The organism is Tessaracoccus pujii (assembly GCF_054483895.1).
In genome coordinates, this window is the sequence record NZ_CM137012.1 from 2,233,560 (window position 1) to 2,249,655 (window position 16,096).

General features: G+C 65.7%; 13 protein-coding genes. 5 read left to right on the plus strand and 8 right to left on the minus strand.

Annotated elements, in window-relative coordinates; all coding sequences use genetic code 11:
- The first annotated feature begins 125 nt into the window (after positions 1 to 125).
- The 3 genes from ACX1D0_RS10750 (at position 126) to ACX1D0_RS10760 (ending at position 2,342) form a co-directional block, all read left to right on the plus strand.
- Positions 126 to 857, plus strand: a complete 732-nt coding sequence (locus tag ACX1D0_RS10750; protein ID WP_459017871.1) for an NYN domain-containing protein — start codon at positions 126 to 128, stop codon at positions 855 to 857.
- A 256-nt stretch (positions 858 to 1,113) separates the two neighbouring features.
- A complete protein-coding gene (locus tag ACX1D0_RS10755) occupies positions 1,114 to 1,701 on the plus strand; it encodes a recombinase family protein (RefSeq protein ID WP_459017872.1) in 588 nt (195 codons plus the stop codon).
- Entirely contained in the window at positions 1,698 to 2,342 is a 645-nt protein-coding gene (locus ACX1D0_RS10760; RefSeq protein ID WP_459017873.1) for a prepilin peptidase, read from the plus strand. The genes ACX1D0_RS10755 and ACX1D0_RS10760 overlap by 4 nt, the downstream gene beginning before the upstream one ends.
- Positions 2,343 to 2,356: 14 nt before the next feature.
- Here ACX1D0_RS10760 and ACX1D0_RS10765 read toward each other — a convergent pair whose 3' ends face one another.
- The 7 genes from ACX1D0_RS10765 to ACX1D0_RS10795 all read right to left on the minus strand — a co-directional run bounded on the left by ACX1D0_RS10765 (position 2,357) and on the right by ACX1D0_RS10795 (position 11,889).
- Entirely contained in the window at positions 2,357 to 5,377 is a 3,021-nt protein-coding gene (locus tag ACX1D0_RS10765) for a type I restriction endonuclease subunit R (RefSeq protein WP_459017874.1), read from the minus strand.
- Between the two features lie 10 nt (positions 5,378 to 5,387).
- Positions 5,388 to 6,434 carry a restriction endonuclease gene (locus ACX1D0_RS10770; protein ID WP_459017875.1) on the minus strand — a complete coding sequence of 349 codons (1,047 nt, stop codon included), beginning with the start codon at positions 6,432 to 6,434 and terminating at the stop codon, positions 5,388 to 5,390.
- Complete coding sequence (locus ACX1D0_RS10775; protein WP_459017876.1) at positions 6,431 to 7,540, minus strand: restriction endonuclease subunit S; 1,110 nt, start codon at positions 7,538 to 7,540, stop codon at positions 6,431 to 6,433. Before ACX1D0_RS10775 ends, ACX1D0_RS10770 begins: the two co-directional genes overlap by 4 nt.
- An 85-nt stretch (positions 7,541 to 7,625) precedes the next feature.
- Positions 7,626 to 9,140 carry a type I restriction-modification system subunit M gene (locus ACX1D0_RS10780; RefSeq protein WP_459017877.1) on the minus strand — a complete coding sequence of 505 codons (1,515 nt, stop codon included), beginning with the start codon at positions 9,138 to 9,140 and terminating at the stop codon, positions 7,626 to 7,628.
- 175 nt (positions 9,141 to 9,315) lie between these two features.
- A complete protein-coding gene (locus ACX1D0_RS10785) occupies positions 9,316 to 9,963 on the minus strand; it encodes a hypothetical protein (RefSeq protein ID WP_459017878.1) in 648 nt (215 codons plus the stop codon).
- Entirely contained in the window at positions 9,953 to 11,419 is a 1,467-nt protein-coding gene (locus ACX1D0_RS10790) for a type IV secretory system conjugative DNA transfer family protein (protein ID WP_459017879.1), read from the minus strand. The genes ACX1D0_RS10785 and ACX1D0_RS10790 overlap by 11 nt, the downstream gene beginning before the upstream one ends.
- Positions 11,416 to 11,889, minus strand: a complete 474-nt coding sequence (locus tag ACX1D0_RS10795) for a hypothetical protein (protein WP_459017880.1) — start codon at positions 11,887 to 11,889, stop codon at positions 11,416 to 11,418. The genes ACX1D0_RS10790 and ACX1D0_RS10795 overlap by 4 nt, the downstream gene beginning before the upstream one ends.
- Before the next feature lie 338 nt (positions 11,890 to 12,227).
- Here ACX1D0_RS10795 and ACX1D0_RS10800 point away from each other — a divergent pair, with 338 nt between their 5' ends.
- Positions 12,228 to 14,240, plus strand: a complete 2,013-nt coding sequence (locus ACX1D0_RS10800; protein ID WP_459017881.1) for a GNAT family N-acetyltransferase — start codon at positions 12,228 to 12,230, stop codon at positions 14,238 to 14,240.
- A gap of 16 nt (positions 14,241 to 14,256) precedes the next feature.
- Positions 14,257 to 14,769, plus strand: coding sequence for an ASCH domain-containing protein (locus ACX1D0_RS15385; protein ID WP_527252173.1), 513 nt, complete (start codon positions 14,257 to 14,259; stop codon positions 14,767 to 14,769).
- A 230-nt stretch (positions 14,770 to 14,999) separates the two neighbouring features.
- On the opposite strand, the gene ACX1D0_RS10805 is transcribed toward ACX1D0_RS15385, so the two are convergent.
- A complete protein-coding gene (locus tag ACX1D0_RS10805) occupies positions 15,000 to 16,070 on the minus strand; it encodes a C40 family peptidase (protein WP_459017882.1) in 1,071 nt (356 codons plus the stop codon).
- Positions 16,071 to 16,096: the final 26 nt, after the last annotated feature.

The following is a 16,096-nucleotide window of genomic DNA, read 5'->3' on the forward strand; positions in this document are numbered from 1 at the left end:
GCGATTGGTACGAACGCCTGGCCCCGGTGACTATCGGCCATGAGGTGGCAGCAACCGCGTCCTCCTAGGAGGGCCATCGGAGCCCAGCGTCAGCCGGGAGTCGTGCCGGATGTGATACTGACCCCGTGCTTATCGGTGTATACGTTGATGGTTACAACCTGTACTACGGGGGGAGAGGCATCTGCGGACGCGGCCTACCCGGATGGCGATGGCTAGACCTGCGCGCCCTGAGCGAAGCGGTTGTGACGGCGCATTCCGGGTGGGTGAGCCCTGGATCCACCAAAGTGGTCTTCTGCACAGCGCGCATCAAGGGAAAGGGAAACCCATCTGCGCAACAGGATCAGGACGTCTATCTGCGCGCGATCAAGCAAGCTGCTGCTGTCGATGTCGTCGAACTGGGCACATACGTCGAGCGGACTGCAGTCTCTCCCCTTGCGACACCCGATAGGAGAGGCCGTCCTGTCTTGACAAGGGCCAAATGGCCGCTGGTGGTCAAGGACTCATCCGGCTCCGACGTTCCAGACGCGTGGTTCATGGCGTCGGTGGCGCGGCGGGAGGAGAAAGGCAGCGATGTGAACGTCGCGACTCACCTGATAAAGGACGTGTTGACCCGGGCGGTCGACGCAGCTGTGGTCATCAGCAATGACAGCGACCTGAAGTTGCCTATTCAAGAAGCCAAGCAGCACGTCCCTGTGGGTCTTGTGAACCCCACCAAGAGCTACCCAGCTGGAGCTCTCAACGGGTCCCCATCCGAGGGTGCGGGGGGCCATTGGTGGTATCAGCTCACAGCCACTGATTTTGTGTCGCATCAACTGGCCCCGCAAGTTGGCCGGCTTCACCGGCCCCTTGGCTGGTAACAGTAAACCCGGCCCCTGAGGGGCCGGGCGGTATGGGGCAAAGGTAGCGCATCGCCAGCCACGGAACAAGTGCCACGTTGACCGCGCTAGGCTCACAGGCCTTGGGCGCGAAGCGTGGCGTAGCCACCTGTGAGCCTAGCGCGGTCAGCAAGCCGCCACGCCGCCAGTCATGGCGGCGGACCAGTACCGCGCTACGCGATGAATGCCGATCCGTCTCACGCGCTTCCCGTCTCCCCTTTATGAGACACTGAACCTCATGGGGCGACTGCTCGGCTACACGCGTACCCATCAGGCACTGCAGAACGACGACCCCCGAGTCGAGGCACTGGTGGCGCACGGGGTCGCGCCTTGCGACATCTTCTCGGATGGCAGTGGCGGCTCCACCAACGTGTTCGACTACCCCGAGCTCAGACTCGCACTTGAGAAGGCAGAGGCAGGCGACACCCTCGTGGTGTGGCGGCTTGACGGCCTCGGTCGGTCTCTGACCGAAGTCCTGGGCGCCGTCAGCACGCTACAAGCGCGTGCCGTCAAGCTTTGCTCGCTGCAGGACGGCATCGACCCAGACACAGCCGACGGCCAACTCATGCTGAATCTCCTTGTCAGGCTGGCACACTACGACCGGCAACTCATCGGAGAACGGATCGCAGCTGGCATGGACTCCGCTCGGCAGGCAGGCGCGAAGATTGGCCGCCCGCCCGTCGACCCGCAGGTGACCGCCGATAAACTTCGCACCGTCCAGGAGTCCCGGGCCCGTGGCCTCACCGCGGCCGAAGCCGCGCAGCTGGTCGGCTGGAGCCGGGCCACCTTCTACAGGCATTTGCACGAACACGAGTCCCAGCCATGACCAGCAGCGACCTCATCCTCACAAGCGCGCTCACGGTGCTCGGAGCGGTCATCGGCCTGATTGTCAGGTGGCGGCTCGCCACCCTTGCCTACCGGCGTGACGACGAAGTCACCCAGCCCTCCCCTGGCCCTTGCTGGTGGGTCCCCCTCGCGGTGGCGACGGGCTCCGGCCTTCTCTCCTGGCGATTCGGGATCGACCGGTGGCCACTGCTGCTCCCGACGCTGCCACTGGCTTGGTTCGGCCCGTGGCTCTCAGCGATCGACCTCGATGTCCGACGGCTGCCCAACCCTCTGCTCGCCGCCCACGCCGGCTTCGTTGCTGCCGGGGTGGGCGCCGCCGCCTTCATCACCAACGATCCAATGATCGCGATCCAAGCCGCACTGGGCGGTGCAGTGGCGTTCGCCGTCTTCTGGATCCTCGATCGGCTCCGCCCCGGTGGCTTCGGCTGGGGCGACGGCAAGTACGTCCCCATCATCGGTGCCGCCACCGCGGCTGTCAGCCTCACCGTCGAGTGGTGGGCCTTTCTTCTCGCCTGTGCTGCGGCCATCATCGCCACGCCTCTCCGCCGCCGGCGAGCCAACTTCCCGTTCGGGCCCTGGCTAGCTGCCGGCGCGTTGGTCGCCATCTCCCTCCTGGGATAGGCCGCGCTCCGCCGTCAGTAGTGCTCGGCGATGTACTCGTAGGCCCTGTCGAACAGGCCGGGCACGGTATGGAGGCCCTTGTCCCTCAGCACGAGCCGGACCTCCTTGCGGACCGCCATGTCGCCCTTCTGGGTCGACGCCCAGCCGGCGTTGCCCGCCGTGACCTCTTTGACGATCGAGTCCACCTCCTCGACTACGCGCTCAATCAAGACCGGCATGTCCGGAGTCGAGTACTCCAGGAAGATCTGAGTGAGGGCGAACACGTTCGGATCGGGCAGCAGGTTCAGCCCATCAACTCCAGCCTCGTCCTCAGCCTTCTCTGCGGCCGTGACGTCCTTGGCGAGAGTGAACGCCTCGCGCAGCCACTCAATCGACTGCTGCGCCTCGGCGATGGTCCGCTGCCGCAGGTTCTCCAGACGCTCCGCGAGCGACTGGTACACCGGGTGGTCCCCGTTGGGGCCCTCCAGCCGCTTCTTGAGCCGCGCGTACAGCGTGTCGAGGACCTCGTTGGCGGTCTTGTGTTCAACCTCTTCCAGGCCCGGCAGGAGCCCTTCCTCTTCCAGCCTGCGGATCGTGTCAGCGTCCGCCACGACGACCGCGTTGGATTGTGTGACCTTCACGTCGGTCATGTGCTCGAAGACGATGTCGAGGGTCTTGGCGCCCAGCCGCGTCCACACCAGGTCGACGCGCGGCCCCACTGGTGCGATCGACGCGTAGATCTTGGCGAGGAACCGGTACGCCTCCGTGTGAGCCCGCAGCCGGAGGTGTGGCCAGCAAGCCTCCCAGATGCCCTCCAGCAGTAGGAAGCTCGCGATAAAGGCGTCCTGGTCCTTCTCCTTCGCGATCCGCTGCTGGCACTCCAGCAGCGTGGTCGACGCGATCACGGTGTGGTCAATGCCCGCGAACCACCGCATCGTCGCGTCCAGCTCGGCTTCGAACTGGTCGATGAGGGCGTCCACCTCGACGCTGCGCGGGTCCTGGTCGCCGTTGGCGGGCGCCATGGCCCGGGCGAAGCCCGACCCCAACCCGACATAGTCGACGACCAGCCCGTACCGCTTCTCCTGGCCGGTCTCGGGGTTGCGCCACGTTCGGTTGGTACGTGTGATGGTCTGGAACAGCGTGTGGTCCTTCATGGGCTTGTCGAGGTACATCGCCGCCTCGATCGGAGCGTTGAAGCCAGTGCCCAGCCTTGACGTGACCACAAGGAACTTCAACGGATCACCGTGGGTGCGGAACCGCCGCAACAACTCTGCTTCCTCCGCCTCGCTGCGTCGGTGCTGCCCCCACTCCTCGTCCTCCCCCTTCCCGTTCGTGACGTGCATCACGACGGCCGCCTCGTCCAACGGATGCCCCTGCGCGTGCCGCTGCTCCAGCAGGTGGGTGAGTTGCTTGTGGTAGGCCACGCACGCCGCCCGGTCGAACACGACGACCTGCGCCTTCATCCCGAGCGGGTCGATCGTGGAGTAGTAGTGGTCGACGATGTCAGCGCAGACAGCCTCCGTGCGCGCCGGGTTCGCGAACACGACATCAACGCGCGAACCCCTGCGGACCAGCACCTCGGCCGACTCCTCGTCGAGATCCTCGGCGTCGGTCAACTCCTTGAACGCCTCGTCGACCGCGTCCTTGTCCAGCTGGAAGGTCACCAGCCGCGGGTCCACGTGGATCGGCACCGTCATGCCGTCCGCGATCGACTGGTCCGACGTGTAGGCGTGCAGCGTCTTCTTCTCGTCGGCGGGGTCACCGAAGGTCGCGAACGTGTTGCGGTCCAGCTTGGCGATCGGCGTCCCCGTGAACGCGAAGAACAACGCGTTCGGTAGGGCCGCCCGCATCGTCAACCCCAAGTTGCCTTCCTGGGTGCGATGCGCCTCATCGACCAGGACGACGATGTTGCCGCGAGTGTTCAGGTCGGATGCCGCCCCCGCGAACTTGTGGACGGTCGTAAAGATCAGGCCCCGCCGGTCCGCGGCACCCAGGGTGTCCTGCAACGCCTTCGCTGTCGCTGGGGCGAGCAGCCGTGGCATGTGGGTGGTGCGGAACTGGTCCCATGCGTTGCGCACGAGATCGACCCGGTCGGCGACGAGCACGACCGTCGGATTCGCCAACACCGGATCCTGCAGCAGCTGCCCGGCCGCGAACACCATCGCCAGCGTCTTCCCCGACCCTTGCGTGTGATAGATCAGGCCGCGTCGCGATTGTCCCTCGTGGGCGCGACCCACCATGAGCTCGACTGCCTCGAACTGCATGTACCGAGCGATCAACTTGATTAGGGACGCCGACCCCGAGTTGTCCTCCGGGGTCTCGAACAAGGTGAACGAGTTCAGGAACTTCAGCACCGTCGCCGGCGCCAACAGCCACCTGGCTGCCGCCAGCACGTCGGTCAGCAGTGGATGGTCCTTCGTCGGACCCGCCGTCATCCAGTGCTCCACCCGCGCTCCGGTTGCCCCGTACATGAGCTCTCGGCCCTCGGTGGCGAAGCTGAACACGTTGGTGGTGAAGAACGGCGCGAACTTCGTCTCGTAGTGGTCGGCGACCTCGTTCGCGGCGGTGATCCAGCTCACTTTCTGCTTGAACGCCGTCTTCGTCTCCCCGACCACCAACGGCAGCCCGTTGACGAACAGGACGATGTCGAACCGCGCCTTGTTCCCCGGCGACCCGAACGACACCTCATCCGCCACCACGAGCCGGTTGTTCGCGGGGTCCTCGAAGTCGATCAGCCGGACTGGACGGAAGGCGTCCGCGCCAACGAACTTGTGCGTCTGCAGCCCCCGCAGCCAGGACATCGCGTCACGGTTCGTCTCAACCAGACCCTCGTCATCCACCTGGAACGTCAGGTTCCGCAGCAGCTTCACCACCTCGGACGCCCGTGCTGGCACCTCCGCCACGTCCGGGTTGAGGCGCACCAGTGCATCGACCACCTCGGACTCGATGAAGACCTGCTCCAACTGGCGGTCCAGGCTCTTGCCCGGGAAGTACGACCAGCCCAGCCGCACGAGCTCGTCCACAAGCGGCTGCTGAACGGAGTTGTGTTCGGTCATGCCGGCCACGTCAGGCCTCCGTGTCGTCGTCCAGCACCCAGACCTGCTTGAGCGGCAGGGCCGCCTTGGTCGAGTCGGGCAGCAGGGGGTACGTGGCGAACAACTGGTCGAGGAGGGCTTCGGCGTCCCAGACCTGGATGATCGTGCGCAGCGACTCGAACTCCTTCTTCGCGGGGGCGGTAATGCCACCCATCGCCACCAGAAGCCCCTGCGGCGCGTTGTTCTTGCTCATCGCGCTGTGTAGGCCGCGCATGACCGGGGCACCTACCGCCGTGGGCTCCGACTTGACCTCCACAATGATGGGAGTGTCCAGGCCCAGCGGACCGCGACCCGCGCGAATGTCGATTCCCTGATCGGGGCCGGCCGGGGACACCTCGCACACGAACCCCAGCGCCGTCAGCACGTCGGCCACCAGATGGGTCAGCTTGTGCTGACCGAAGTCCTCCACGATCCGCGCCCGCACCCGATCCCGAATCGCATCCAACGTCGGGACCTGCGGCGGATCAGCCACCGCCACGTCAGCCGACGACGGCGACGGGCTCGCAACAGTCGGGACGCCGACACCCGGGTCTGCGCCACCCGCCGCGACCGCCTCCAGCCGCGCCGCCGCGCGGTTCCGGGACGGGCTGAACACAGTCATCGCGCCGTTCACCATCGCCAACAGATCGTCCTTCAACACCGCACGCGACACCGGCTCAGGCTGCCAGTCGACAGCCAGGAAGTGGCGTCGGTCACTGGGGGCTGCTGAGTCGTACGCGTAGGCGCCGGTGCAGCGCCCGAACGCCAGGTACCCCGGCTTCGTCTTGAGCGGCATCACAACGAGATCACCGGGCTGGACGCCCTGACGGAACGCCCACAACTGGCCCGTGTAAACGGCCAACCGCTGCGGATTGTCGCCGGGGTAGGCCTGATCCACGAGGTGTCTTACCACCTCGCGCGACGAGCACGCCGACAGGTCGTCGATTTCCGGCCAGCCAATCGTCGCGCGGCCCCGTTCCAGGTTGAAGTCCTCCGACTGGCCACGATTGCCCGCACGCACGACCCACGTGTTGGTCACGACGCCACCCCCATCAACTCGTCGTAGGATTTCGGAATCTCATGCTCCCCTGACAACAAGGCCATCAGAAGTGCGGATCGCATACCGCGAAGGGAGTCATGCTCCTCGGCGGTGACGGCGATGCAGGATCGAAGAGCTTCGCAGCGATCGACGTACTCCCGCTGGGCCGCGAGTGAGGGGAGGTCGATCGGGAGCGCGAGAAATCTTCCCTTACTGATCTGCTTCATGGAGTTGCTCGTGCCCGGCGCCGCCGCCGAAATCAGTTCGCGTCCTTTCGGACCGCTCAGGCTGTGGACCAGGAAGTCCGGGATCACTCGGTCGGCTCTGACTTCCAATCGCCAGACTAGGTCCGGCCGCAGTAGACCTGTTGTGGCCGCATCAACCCGAGCGAGATGCCCAACGCGCTCAGGAGTGTTGATGCGCGTCATAAGGATATCGTTGAGGCGAACACTATACTTGGGGTCGTACTCCTTATTGGGCGCCAGCTTGATCTCGGTGGGCACGAATTGCCCCGGCTCGATTGCGCTGGCCTTGACGAAGTGCTGTCGCCCATCTCCTGTGGCTTGGTCCGCTGAGGTTGTTGTCAGGCCATTCACGATGGCACTCACCAACTCGCCAACCGTGGTCGGCATCCCAACAGGACGCGCGTCTCGCGACTTCGCGAGTGCGCCTTCGAGCCTCCGTCGCGTTTGCTGACAAGCCGAGATGGCGTCGTCGAGCGCGCCGACAAGGTCCACGATACGCCGCTGCTCAGAAAGGGAGGGAAGTTGGACTTTGATCCTCTCGAAGTCCTGCCAGGGCGCGCGGCGTCGCCTCTGGATTGACCCAATGGAGATCCGGTCAAACTCGCCGCGAAGCATGGGTGATTCAAGCAATAGGCCCAAATACCTAGACTCGACATCCGCAGTTGGTGTGAACACCTCGTAGACCGGTGACGTTACGCCCTTGTCGGAGAACAAGTTCTGCCCGATCGCGCCGTTCCAAAGGAGATAGACGTTGTAGACGACATCCCCGGGTTCGACCACCTTGTAGTCGCTAACGTTCTCAGTCGCGACCCTCCTGCCCCAGTGGACCATCTGGTCGACGAGCCCACGCCCCTCCGTCACCGTTAGGATCCGGGGCTCGGGGGCGACGCCCAGTCGTTCCGTGCGGCGATGAAGGACTTGACCCAGTTGGCGTTCTTGCCATCCCTCACGCATCGAAGCCCGCAGCCTTCAGCTTGGCGTCCAAGACCCGCTCGGCGACGCGACGGGCCTCGCGGGCGTCCTGATAGGCGGCCAGCGCCGTCTCGAGGTCCACCTCGGCGGTTGCGGCGGACTGCAGGTACCGGCCGATGTTGAGGTCGAAGTTGTTGCTGGCGACCTCATTCATGTCCACAAGACGCAGGTTGACTCCATCCTTCCCATCGGTGTCGACGCCGCGGGTGTAGGCGGCATGGATGGCATCGACGTCGGCGGTCGACAGGGAGTTCTGGTTCTTCCCCGGTACGAAACCCGTCGAGGCATCCACGAACAGCACGCGCCCGCGGCGTTCCTCGGTCTTGGTCTTGCGCCAGATGAGCAAACACACCGGGATCGAGGTCGAGTAGAAGAGATTGTTGGGAAGGCCGATGACCGCCTCCAGTAGGTCCTTCTCGAGCAGACAACGGCGGATTTCGCTCTCCTTGCCGCCGCGAAAGAGCACCCCGTGCGGCATGACGACGCCGACCCGGCCGGTGTCTTCCTTCATCGAGGCGATCATGTGCTGTATCCATGCGTAGTCGCCGTTCTTCGCCGGCGGTACCGCGCACAGCACGCGTCCCCACGGGTCGTTCGCCCAGGCGCCTGCGCCCCAGTTCTGCAGGCTGAACGGCGGATTGGCGATCACCACGTCAAACTTCCGTAAGCGTCCGCGCTCGCTGAACTTCGGATCCCGAAAAGTGTCGCCGCGACGGATCTCGAAATCCTCCAGACCATGAAGGTACAAGTTCATCTTCGCGATCGCCGACGTGGTCAGGTTGATCTCCTGACCGTGGAGCCGCAGAGAGTCCGGGTTACCGCCCGTGTCACGCACCGAGTTGACCGTCTCGACGAGCATGCCGCCGGACCCGCAGGCGGGGTCGACAACTTCGTCCCCCGGCTTCGGATCGAGGATCTTCACCAGCAGGTGGACCACCTGCCGCGGCGTGAAGAACTCGCCGGCTTTCTTGCCGGACGCCTCCGCGAACTCCCTCAGCAAATACTCGTACGCGTTGCCCAGCAGGTCTCCAGACACATGATCGGGGTCGAGTCGCACCGGGTGGAAGGTGTCGAGCAGCGCTGTCAGCGCCGACTCCGGGAGCCGGTCGGTGTTGGCCCACTGGACGTCGCCGAACACGCCGGCCAAGTCACGATTAGCCTCCTGGATGCGGTCCAGCGCGTCGCCGAGCTTCGCGCCGACGTTGACCGCCGTGCCGTGGACATCGGACCAGTGGCAGCCGTTCGGAACCACGAACGGCTGGTAGTCGGCGTACTCGATCTCCGGGGTCAGGTCGTCGCCCCAATCAGAAACCGCCCGGGCGTGTCGGTAGTCCCAGTTGTCGCTCACCCACTTGAAGAACATGACTGGGAAGACGTATGCCTTGAAGTCCCCTGCGTCCACCGGGCCGCGCAAGGCGTTCGCTGCAGCCCACAGCGTCCGCTCTAGCTCGGGTTGGGTCAGGTGTTGGGCATTGCCATTGATGGTCACGCTGAGGATGCTCTCTTCTTCGGGGGCTGTCCCCCTACTGTGCCAGCATCGGAGCTGACCCGGACTGATCCGGGCCGGCGGTGGTCGCGGTTCGCCCATCGATCTGTGCTCTGACCCGACGCGAGGTCGACTGTGTCCTCGCGGAGGCACGAGAACGTCGCAACGTCTGGCGATGCTAGAAGACCTCGCCGGTGGAGGGGTCGATCAGGTCACCGCCGTCCAGGAGGGCGAGTTGGTGCCGGGCGGAGCGAACGTCCTCGTCGTGGGCGAGTGCGAACAGGTCCGACTCGAATGCTCGGAGTCGCTGGGCGGACGCTTCTTCGCTCGTGTGGCGGGTGTAGCGGCTGCGGCTGGGCCAGGGCTGGTGCTCGTCGTCGCAGGACTGCTTGAGCCGCTGCCGCATCCGATCGACAAAGCCGGGCAGGACGTAGCGATGCCAGTTCTCGAGGACGTCCGACGTCGGCGCGTGGCCGGCTCGCCGGCGCTGGTCGGCCACCACTGCCAGCTCGTGGACGAGGTGCGGATGCAGCGGCCAGCAGTGCGGGATGCACCCGCCTCCCGAGCCCTCCCACACGTACTCCGTGTTGATCCAGTCCGCCACTTGGTCGAGCCACAGCCAGACCTCCCACCGCAGACCCCGCTCCAAGCACGTAGTCGGGTCCCACGGGCGCGGCAGGTTGGCGGGGTTGCCCAACTTCTTCTTGCGTTCTTCGCTGCCATTCTGGGCCTCCCACAGATCGTGGTACGCCTTCTGGACCCGACTACCTGGCGCCGGGAAGCCCACCACGAGAGGGCCTGCTTGGGTCGCCTGCTCACCAGCCATGACGTTGCGCTTCCACGAGGGCGGCGGCGGTCCGGGCCTCCACGTCACGGCACCCGGCACGTCCCGCGGCAAGAGCCTCACGAAGAGCTCGCTGCTGGGCCAGGAGCCGTCGGCCATCGCGTCCCTCGATGCACCGGTGCAGCCGGGCGATGATCGGTCGGGCGTTCTCCGCGATCACCAGCGCCTGCTTGTCGGGCAACTGCCGTAACTCTTCGGGACGCAAGATTGGGATCTCCTCGGAGTGGATCGTGCGCCCGCGTCCGCCGCCCATCTGCCACGACGAGCGAGGCACCCGGACGCGGCCGACCAGGTCGGAGACCTCCTGGTTGAACGACACGTCCTTCGAGCCGCCGAACCACACCAGCACATTGGTGAGCCCCACCAGGGCGCGGGCCTCCTGCTCGCCGAAGATCGCGGCCAACTGCCGGAATGTCTGCGCCGCGTAGATGAACGACAACCCGAGCGCCCGCTCGTTCGCCATCCGCGTCCGGAGCGTGGGCAACGGAGCCGTGGAGGGCAGTTCGTCCAGGCAGGCCAGCATGGGCGGGCACAGGCGTCCGAACTGGCTGCCGTTTGCCTGCTGGATTGCGGTATCGAGGACGTGCTCGGCGACGGCGGTCATCAACGGGGACGCCGACGCGTACGGATCCTCGCGACCCAGTAGGTAGATGGTCCCCTGGTTGCGGAGCACCTCGGCGACGTTGGTGGCCGGTCGCCCCTCGGTCGGGACGCAGCGGCGTCGGATGTCGTCTTGGAAGAACAGCGACATGGCCTGTTGGACGGTAGTGATGGTGTTCGCGCTCGTGCGTTCGTCACCGCGCAGCGCCCCTTGCAGGAGCCCGGCCCACAAGGGATCGGAGTGAGGGTGGCGGCGCAGGATCTCCTCGGGCTGCGAGGTCGATAACGGTTTGGCCACCCACGCCAGCAGGTCATCCAGTGTCTTGCCGGTGAGCGCTGCGGCGTGGAAGTACGCCATCAGCACCTTCGCGGCCTCGGCGGCGTAGAACCGAGCTGCGGCGTCCCCCGACCCGTGGCTCGTCCCGTGGATGGTTCCCGCCGTAAACGCCTTCGCTCGGCGTTCGGACAACATGCGGTCGACACACCCGGTGATCGGGTCCCACACGAGCTCCGGCAGGCCAGGGACGAGGCCGAACGGGTCCAACACGACGCACGGGCGTCCGCCCTTCGAACGTTCGGGCAGAGACAGGAGCAGGTCGTCGGGCTTGGTGAGGGTGACGAGCGCAGCGCCGGGGGCGTTGATGAGCGCCGGCGTCAGCAGGTCCAGCGTCTTGCCGGACCCCTGCGGGCCGATGACGCCGGCTGTCCGGTCCCAGGGGCACCACAGCGCTCCCGACCTCGGCTGATGGCCAACGCCGATCCGCCACCCCACTTGTGCTGGGTCGAACCGACTCGGCCGACCGCGGCGGCCCTCGCCGATGGCTTTGATTGCGGTCATCGGGTCGCCCTCCTCCGTACCGGAAAGAGGTCCGGTCGCACCACATGGCGCACCTTCCACAGCCGATCCTCCCCCAGAAGTTCGTGGGCTTCGGCGACAGTCGCCATGCCACGCATCCGCCCCGGCCCCCACTGGCGCCACGCCCACACGCAGGCGAGAGTGGACACCGCGAGTGTGAGCAAGCCGACGACGGTCAGCCACCCCCACAGGGCTGTCTCACTGGCCGTTTGGTGGACGCCCGACAGTCCGGCGGCGGCGTCGCCAGCCAGCATGCGCGGGATGCTGGTCACCAGCTTGTCCGGGGGCGGCCAGAGCCAGCCAACGCCGGCGAACCAGTTCGCGAGCGACCGACCGACCTGACACCCTGCGACCCCCACGACGAGCACCGCGCAGACGACGGCCAGGGGGATCTCCCACGTCCATGGGTACTGGTCCCTCACGCGCTCTCGCTGCATCAGCGCTCCCTTCACCGTCACCCTCCTAACGGGTTCCGGGACGCGTCCGGGGACAGGACATTCGATCCCGTCCATTTCACGACAGTTCTTGTGCTTGAGAGGACGTCGGGTAGAGACGGTCAGATCGCCCGCATCTCCATGCCGACGGGCTGAGCTGAGCTGAGAGATGCTCGGCTGCCTGCACCGAGCCCGGAGTCCATACCGGCGGGTGTATCGGGGCCAATAGACACGAGTGGACGCCAGTGGCCGCCGGCCGCAGTTAATGGGATGACGCAACTGGCAGGATGGCATCGCACGCCAATCCGCTCGTGAGGATTCCAATGGCATCGTCTGCCTCAACTACCACGACACGTGTGGTCGAACCGTCGACCCTTCTCGCGGCAGCCGTCGTCAAGCTGGGTGACTCGTTACGCAAATACCTCGGCCCGATGCCGTACGCCGCCTGGAACGAAGCCATGGATGAAGGACGTGTAGTTGCAGCCGTCAGCGGTAATGAGTTGCGGGGTTATGTGCTGGTGCGACTCCCCCGGAAGGAGGTCGCGATTGCGCACCTGGCCGTCGCTCCCGAAGCGCAGCGCACCGGGGTCGCGCGCACGCTCATCCAGGCCATAAGCAACCGGTACGCCGATCGAACCGGCATCCGAGCGCGCTGCCGAAGGGACTTCCCGGCGAACCAGGTCTGGCCTGCGCTCGGGTTCACCGCACTAGGGAACCTTCCCGGTCGGGGCAGCAAGGGACAGCTCCTCACTCTCTGGTGGCTGGACCATGGACATCAAGACCTTCTCACCTGGGCCGGATCGCCCGCAGGCAAGGTCCCAGTCCTGATCGACGCCAACGTCTTCATTGACCTGCACACCCGCACCCCGGATCACGTGGCGAAGGTGACTCGCGCCAACCTGGATCGAGTGCGTGACTTCACCGAGCTCCTCGTTGCTCCTGAGACAGCAGTTGAGATCAACCGCCGGGCCGAAGCCGCCGAGCGCGAAGCCCTCCTGTCCATACTTCACAACCACTACCCCCGACTCGGGATTCCACCCGCCGAGTTGGACGGGAGCGTGGCGCAGTTAACTCAGGCCCTTCGTAGGTCGCCCACAGGCCCCCAAGACCGCAGCGATCTTCGTCAAGTCGCCACAGCACTGGCGTCGGACATCCCCATTGTCATCACACGTGACCGACGCGCGAGGAGTTGGCTTGCCGGCGCGGCCTTCGACATCGGGCAGCTAGTCGTAACGACACCCGCAGAGCTCGTTGCGATCGCACTGGCTGGCGCAGACGAGGACGCCTATGTGCCCAGCGCGCTTCACGACACCGAGCTTCAGGTCCATGAGGTACGCCCCGAGGAGGTCAAAGACCTCAATGCTTTCCTTGCGACCGGAGCCAGCGAGAGGCGGCGCGACTTCGAGGCCAGGTTGGACGACCTCGCGACGCAGTCCCCAGCCGCCTCACGGCAGCTGATCCAGGATGAGGCCGGCGAGCCACTCGCGTTTTGTGGCGTCAACTGGAGTTCCGCGCGCTTGGAAGTACCGATCCTCCGGCTCACCCCCAGTAGCTTGCAGACGACCCTCGCCGTGGAACTCACGGACGAGCTTAGGCGTCTCGCATTCACCGCGGGCGCGCAGGAGATCGCAGTGACTGATCCTCATCTGCACAGGTCGAGCAGGGCTGCGCTGCTCCGTGACGGGTTCGAGGATCGCGGGACCTCACTCGTGGGCGTGACCATTCACGGGCTCGTAACTCGAAAGGAACTGGGCCTTCACCTCGAGCAGCTTGCTCGGCACGGCATCGACACGACGCGCCACCTCGAGCTGCTCGAACAGCGCTGGAGTGCGGACAGCGCCATGGAACTCGAGCACATCCTGCGCCCGTGCCGAATCATCGACGCCCCCATCCCAACGTGGATTGTCTCCATTCGCCCGCAGTACGCAGATGACCTTTTCGGCTTCCCGCCGAACCTCCTGAGCCGTCCCATCGCACTCGGACTCGGCATGGAGCAGGTGTACTACCGAGGCGGTCGCTCGGGCGAACGGTCACCTGGTCGCATCCTCTGGCGACTGGCCGGTCGTTCACATGAAGGCATCTTCGCGTGCAGTTCGCTAGTCGAAGTCCGGGACGGCCCTCCGTCGGACCTGTACGCGAGGTTCAAGCGACTCGGCGCCTGGAACCTCGATCAGCTGACTGCAAGCATCAAGACGGCGAGAGCACGCGCCTTGAGAGTCCGCGACACTAGGCTTCTGCCCACACCCGTACCCCTCTGGCGCCTCCGCTCGATTACTGAACATCATGGTCAGAGCCTGCAGCTACAGTCTCCATGTCGAGTGGGAGCTCGCGTATTCGAAGAGATCATGGAGGCGGGTACACGTGGGTAAGGACGCGCGCGGCTTCATGCTGTTGTCGATCCACCCCACTCACGCGGCAGACATCCTGAGCGGACGCAAGACGGTGGAGCTAAGACGGGCCCGGCCCTCGATCACACCTGGGCAACTCGTCCTCCTCTACGCATCCTCACCGGTCTGCGCAGTTGTGGGTGCCTGCCGTGTCGACTCATTGGAGACTGGCGCCCTCGCCACGATCAAACGCAAGTATCTGAGGAGCGCAGCTATACCCGGCCGCGCATTCGAGACCTACTATCTTGGCGCAGCCGCGGCCACCGCTCTCCTTTTGGACTGCGCAACGGCCCTACCGAATCCAGTTCCCCTGAGCACGCTGAGAGAGTCACCAGCCACCACGCCCACTCAGAGTTGGCGCTTCGTCTCCAAGGAGTCCTTCGTCCCCCTCCTACGGGAAGCGGATCGGAGAGCGCTCGACATCCTTGCCGAACGAGGCAGCAACGGTCCCGGCGAACATGATGAGGATTCCCACAAGGGCACCGCCCGAACGGGCAGTCGGCGTCCGTGACCTGCTGCATGGCATACGCACCCGTTCCCGGCTCGTTGGGCGTCGACAGGCGCTGTCGATGCGATGGAATTCAACCCTGCCCCCAACTCGAAGAGGCCTCCCCGGCAACACCCAAGTACAAAAGCGACGTCGAACGCGCCACACGTGCGAAGGGCGCGTCGGCTAGGCCGGGGAAGGGCGAGAGGACGGCGCGTGTCTTCCAGAGCCGTCAACCAACCTGTCCGGTACGGCTAGGAAGCGACAAACCGGACCACGCGCCAGGTGAGGCGGCTGTAATACCCGGTGGTCAGTCTGTCGATCGACACGCCGCTGCCGTCTGAGTTCACCATGCGGCCGTCGCCCATGTAGATGCCGGCGTGGAACACGCGGCCTCCGGGTGTGTAGGAGAAGCCGATCACGTCGCCCGCCCTCATCTGGGTGAAGTCCCGCGGGATTACTTGGCCGCCGGAGTTGTAGGTGATGTCGTGGGCCAGGTGTGGCAGGCGGATCCCGATCTGGGCGTAGGCGTACAGGACGAGTCCGGAGCAGTCGAACCCGGTGACGACGCGTCCGTCCTGGCCGCCGGGTGAGCAGCAGATGCCAGTTGAGGGTCCGCTGGGTGTGCCGCCGCCCCAGCTGTAGCGGGTGCCGAGCCAGCGGAGGGCGGCGTTGACGGCGTCCGTCGCCGGGCCGGTGCCGGTCAAGGGCGTGCCGGTGGTGTCTGAGTCGTCGGTGACGCACGGGTTCTCTGCGACGTCGCCGCCGCTGTAGGCGGCCGCGTAATAGAGGACGTCGTTGACGTACCAGAGCGCGTGGTTGTAGGCGAACAGCGCCTTCCGGACGCCGTCGGGACCCAACAGCGCACCCGAGGCGACCAGGTAATTGGCCGCGGAGTGGACGCTGTCCGCGTCGTCGGTGATGACCGCACGTCCGTCGCCGTTGCCGTCGACCCCGTAGAAGGCGAAGGTGGCCGGCATGAACTGCATGAGGCCGCGAGCGCCGGCGCTGGATGTCGCGTTGTTGCGGCCGTGGTTGGTCTCCTCCATCCCGACACCCGCGAGCAGCGTCCAGGGCACCCCGTACCGGGTCGCCGCCGCCTCGTACAGCGCCAGCACGGCGGCGGGGATCTCGGTCGGCTGGTTGTGAAGGCTCGCCTGACGAGGGCTCCCGGGCTGCGGCAGACCCGCCGCGGACGCCGGCGGGGTGCAGCTGCCGGCCGCGACAGCCGGGTTGGCGAGCGTGGTGATGAACAGCACCACCGCGAGCGGGACGGTGAGCAGGGCGCCGAGTGAGAGTGCGAGAGCCCAAGCAATCGTCTTCATCGTGAGCTCGTTTCGGTCATTCTTCC

Bases quoted from the DNA above. Each gene is read 5' to 3' on its own strand.
- ACX1D0_RS10805 (WP_459017882.1), bottom strand. From the start codon at position 16,070: ATGAAGACGATTGCTTGGGCTCTCGCACTCTCACTCGGCGCCCTGCTC.
- ACX1D0_RS10755 (WP_459017872.1), top strand. From the start codon at position 1,114: ATGGGGCGACTGCTCGGCTACACGCGTACCCATCAGGCACTGCAGAAC.
- ACX1D0_RS10790 (WP_459017879.1), bottom strand. From the start codon at position 11,419: ATGACCGCAATCAAAGCCATCGGCGAGGGCCGCCGCGGTCGGCCGAGT.
- ACX1D0_RS10785 (WP_459017878.1), bottom strand. From the start codon at position 9,963: ATGGCTGGTGAGCAGGCGACCCAAGCAGGCCCTCTCGTGGTGGGCTTC.
- ACX1D0_RS10760 (WP_459017873.1), top strand. From the start codon at position 1,698: ATGACCAGCAGCGACCTCATCCTCACAAGCGCGCTCACGGTGCTCGGA.
- ACX1D0_RS15385 (WP_527252173.1), top strand. From the start codon at position 14,257: ATGCTGTTGTCGATCCACCCCACTCACGCGGCAGACATCCTGAGCGGA.
- ACX1D0_RS10765 (WP_459017874.1), bottom strand. From the start codon at position 5,377: ATGACCGAACACAACTCCGTTCAGCAGCCGCTTGTGGACGAGCTCGTG.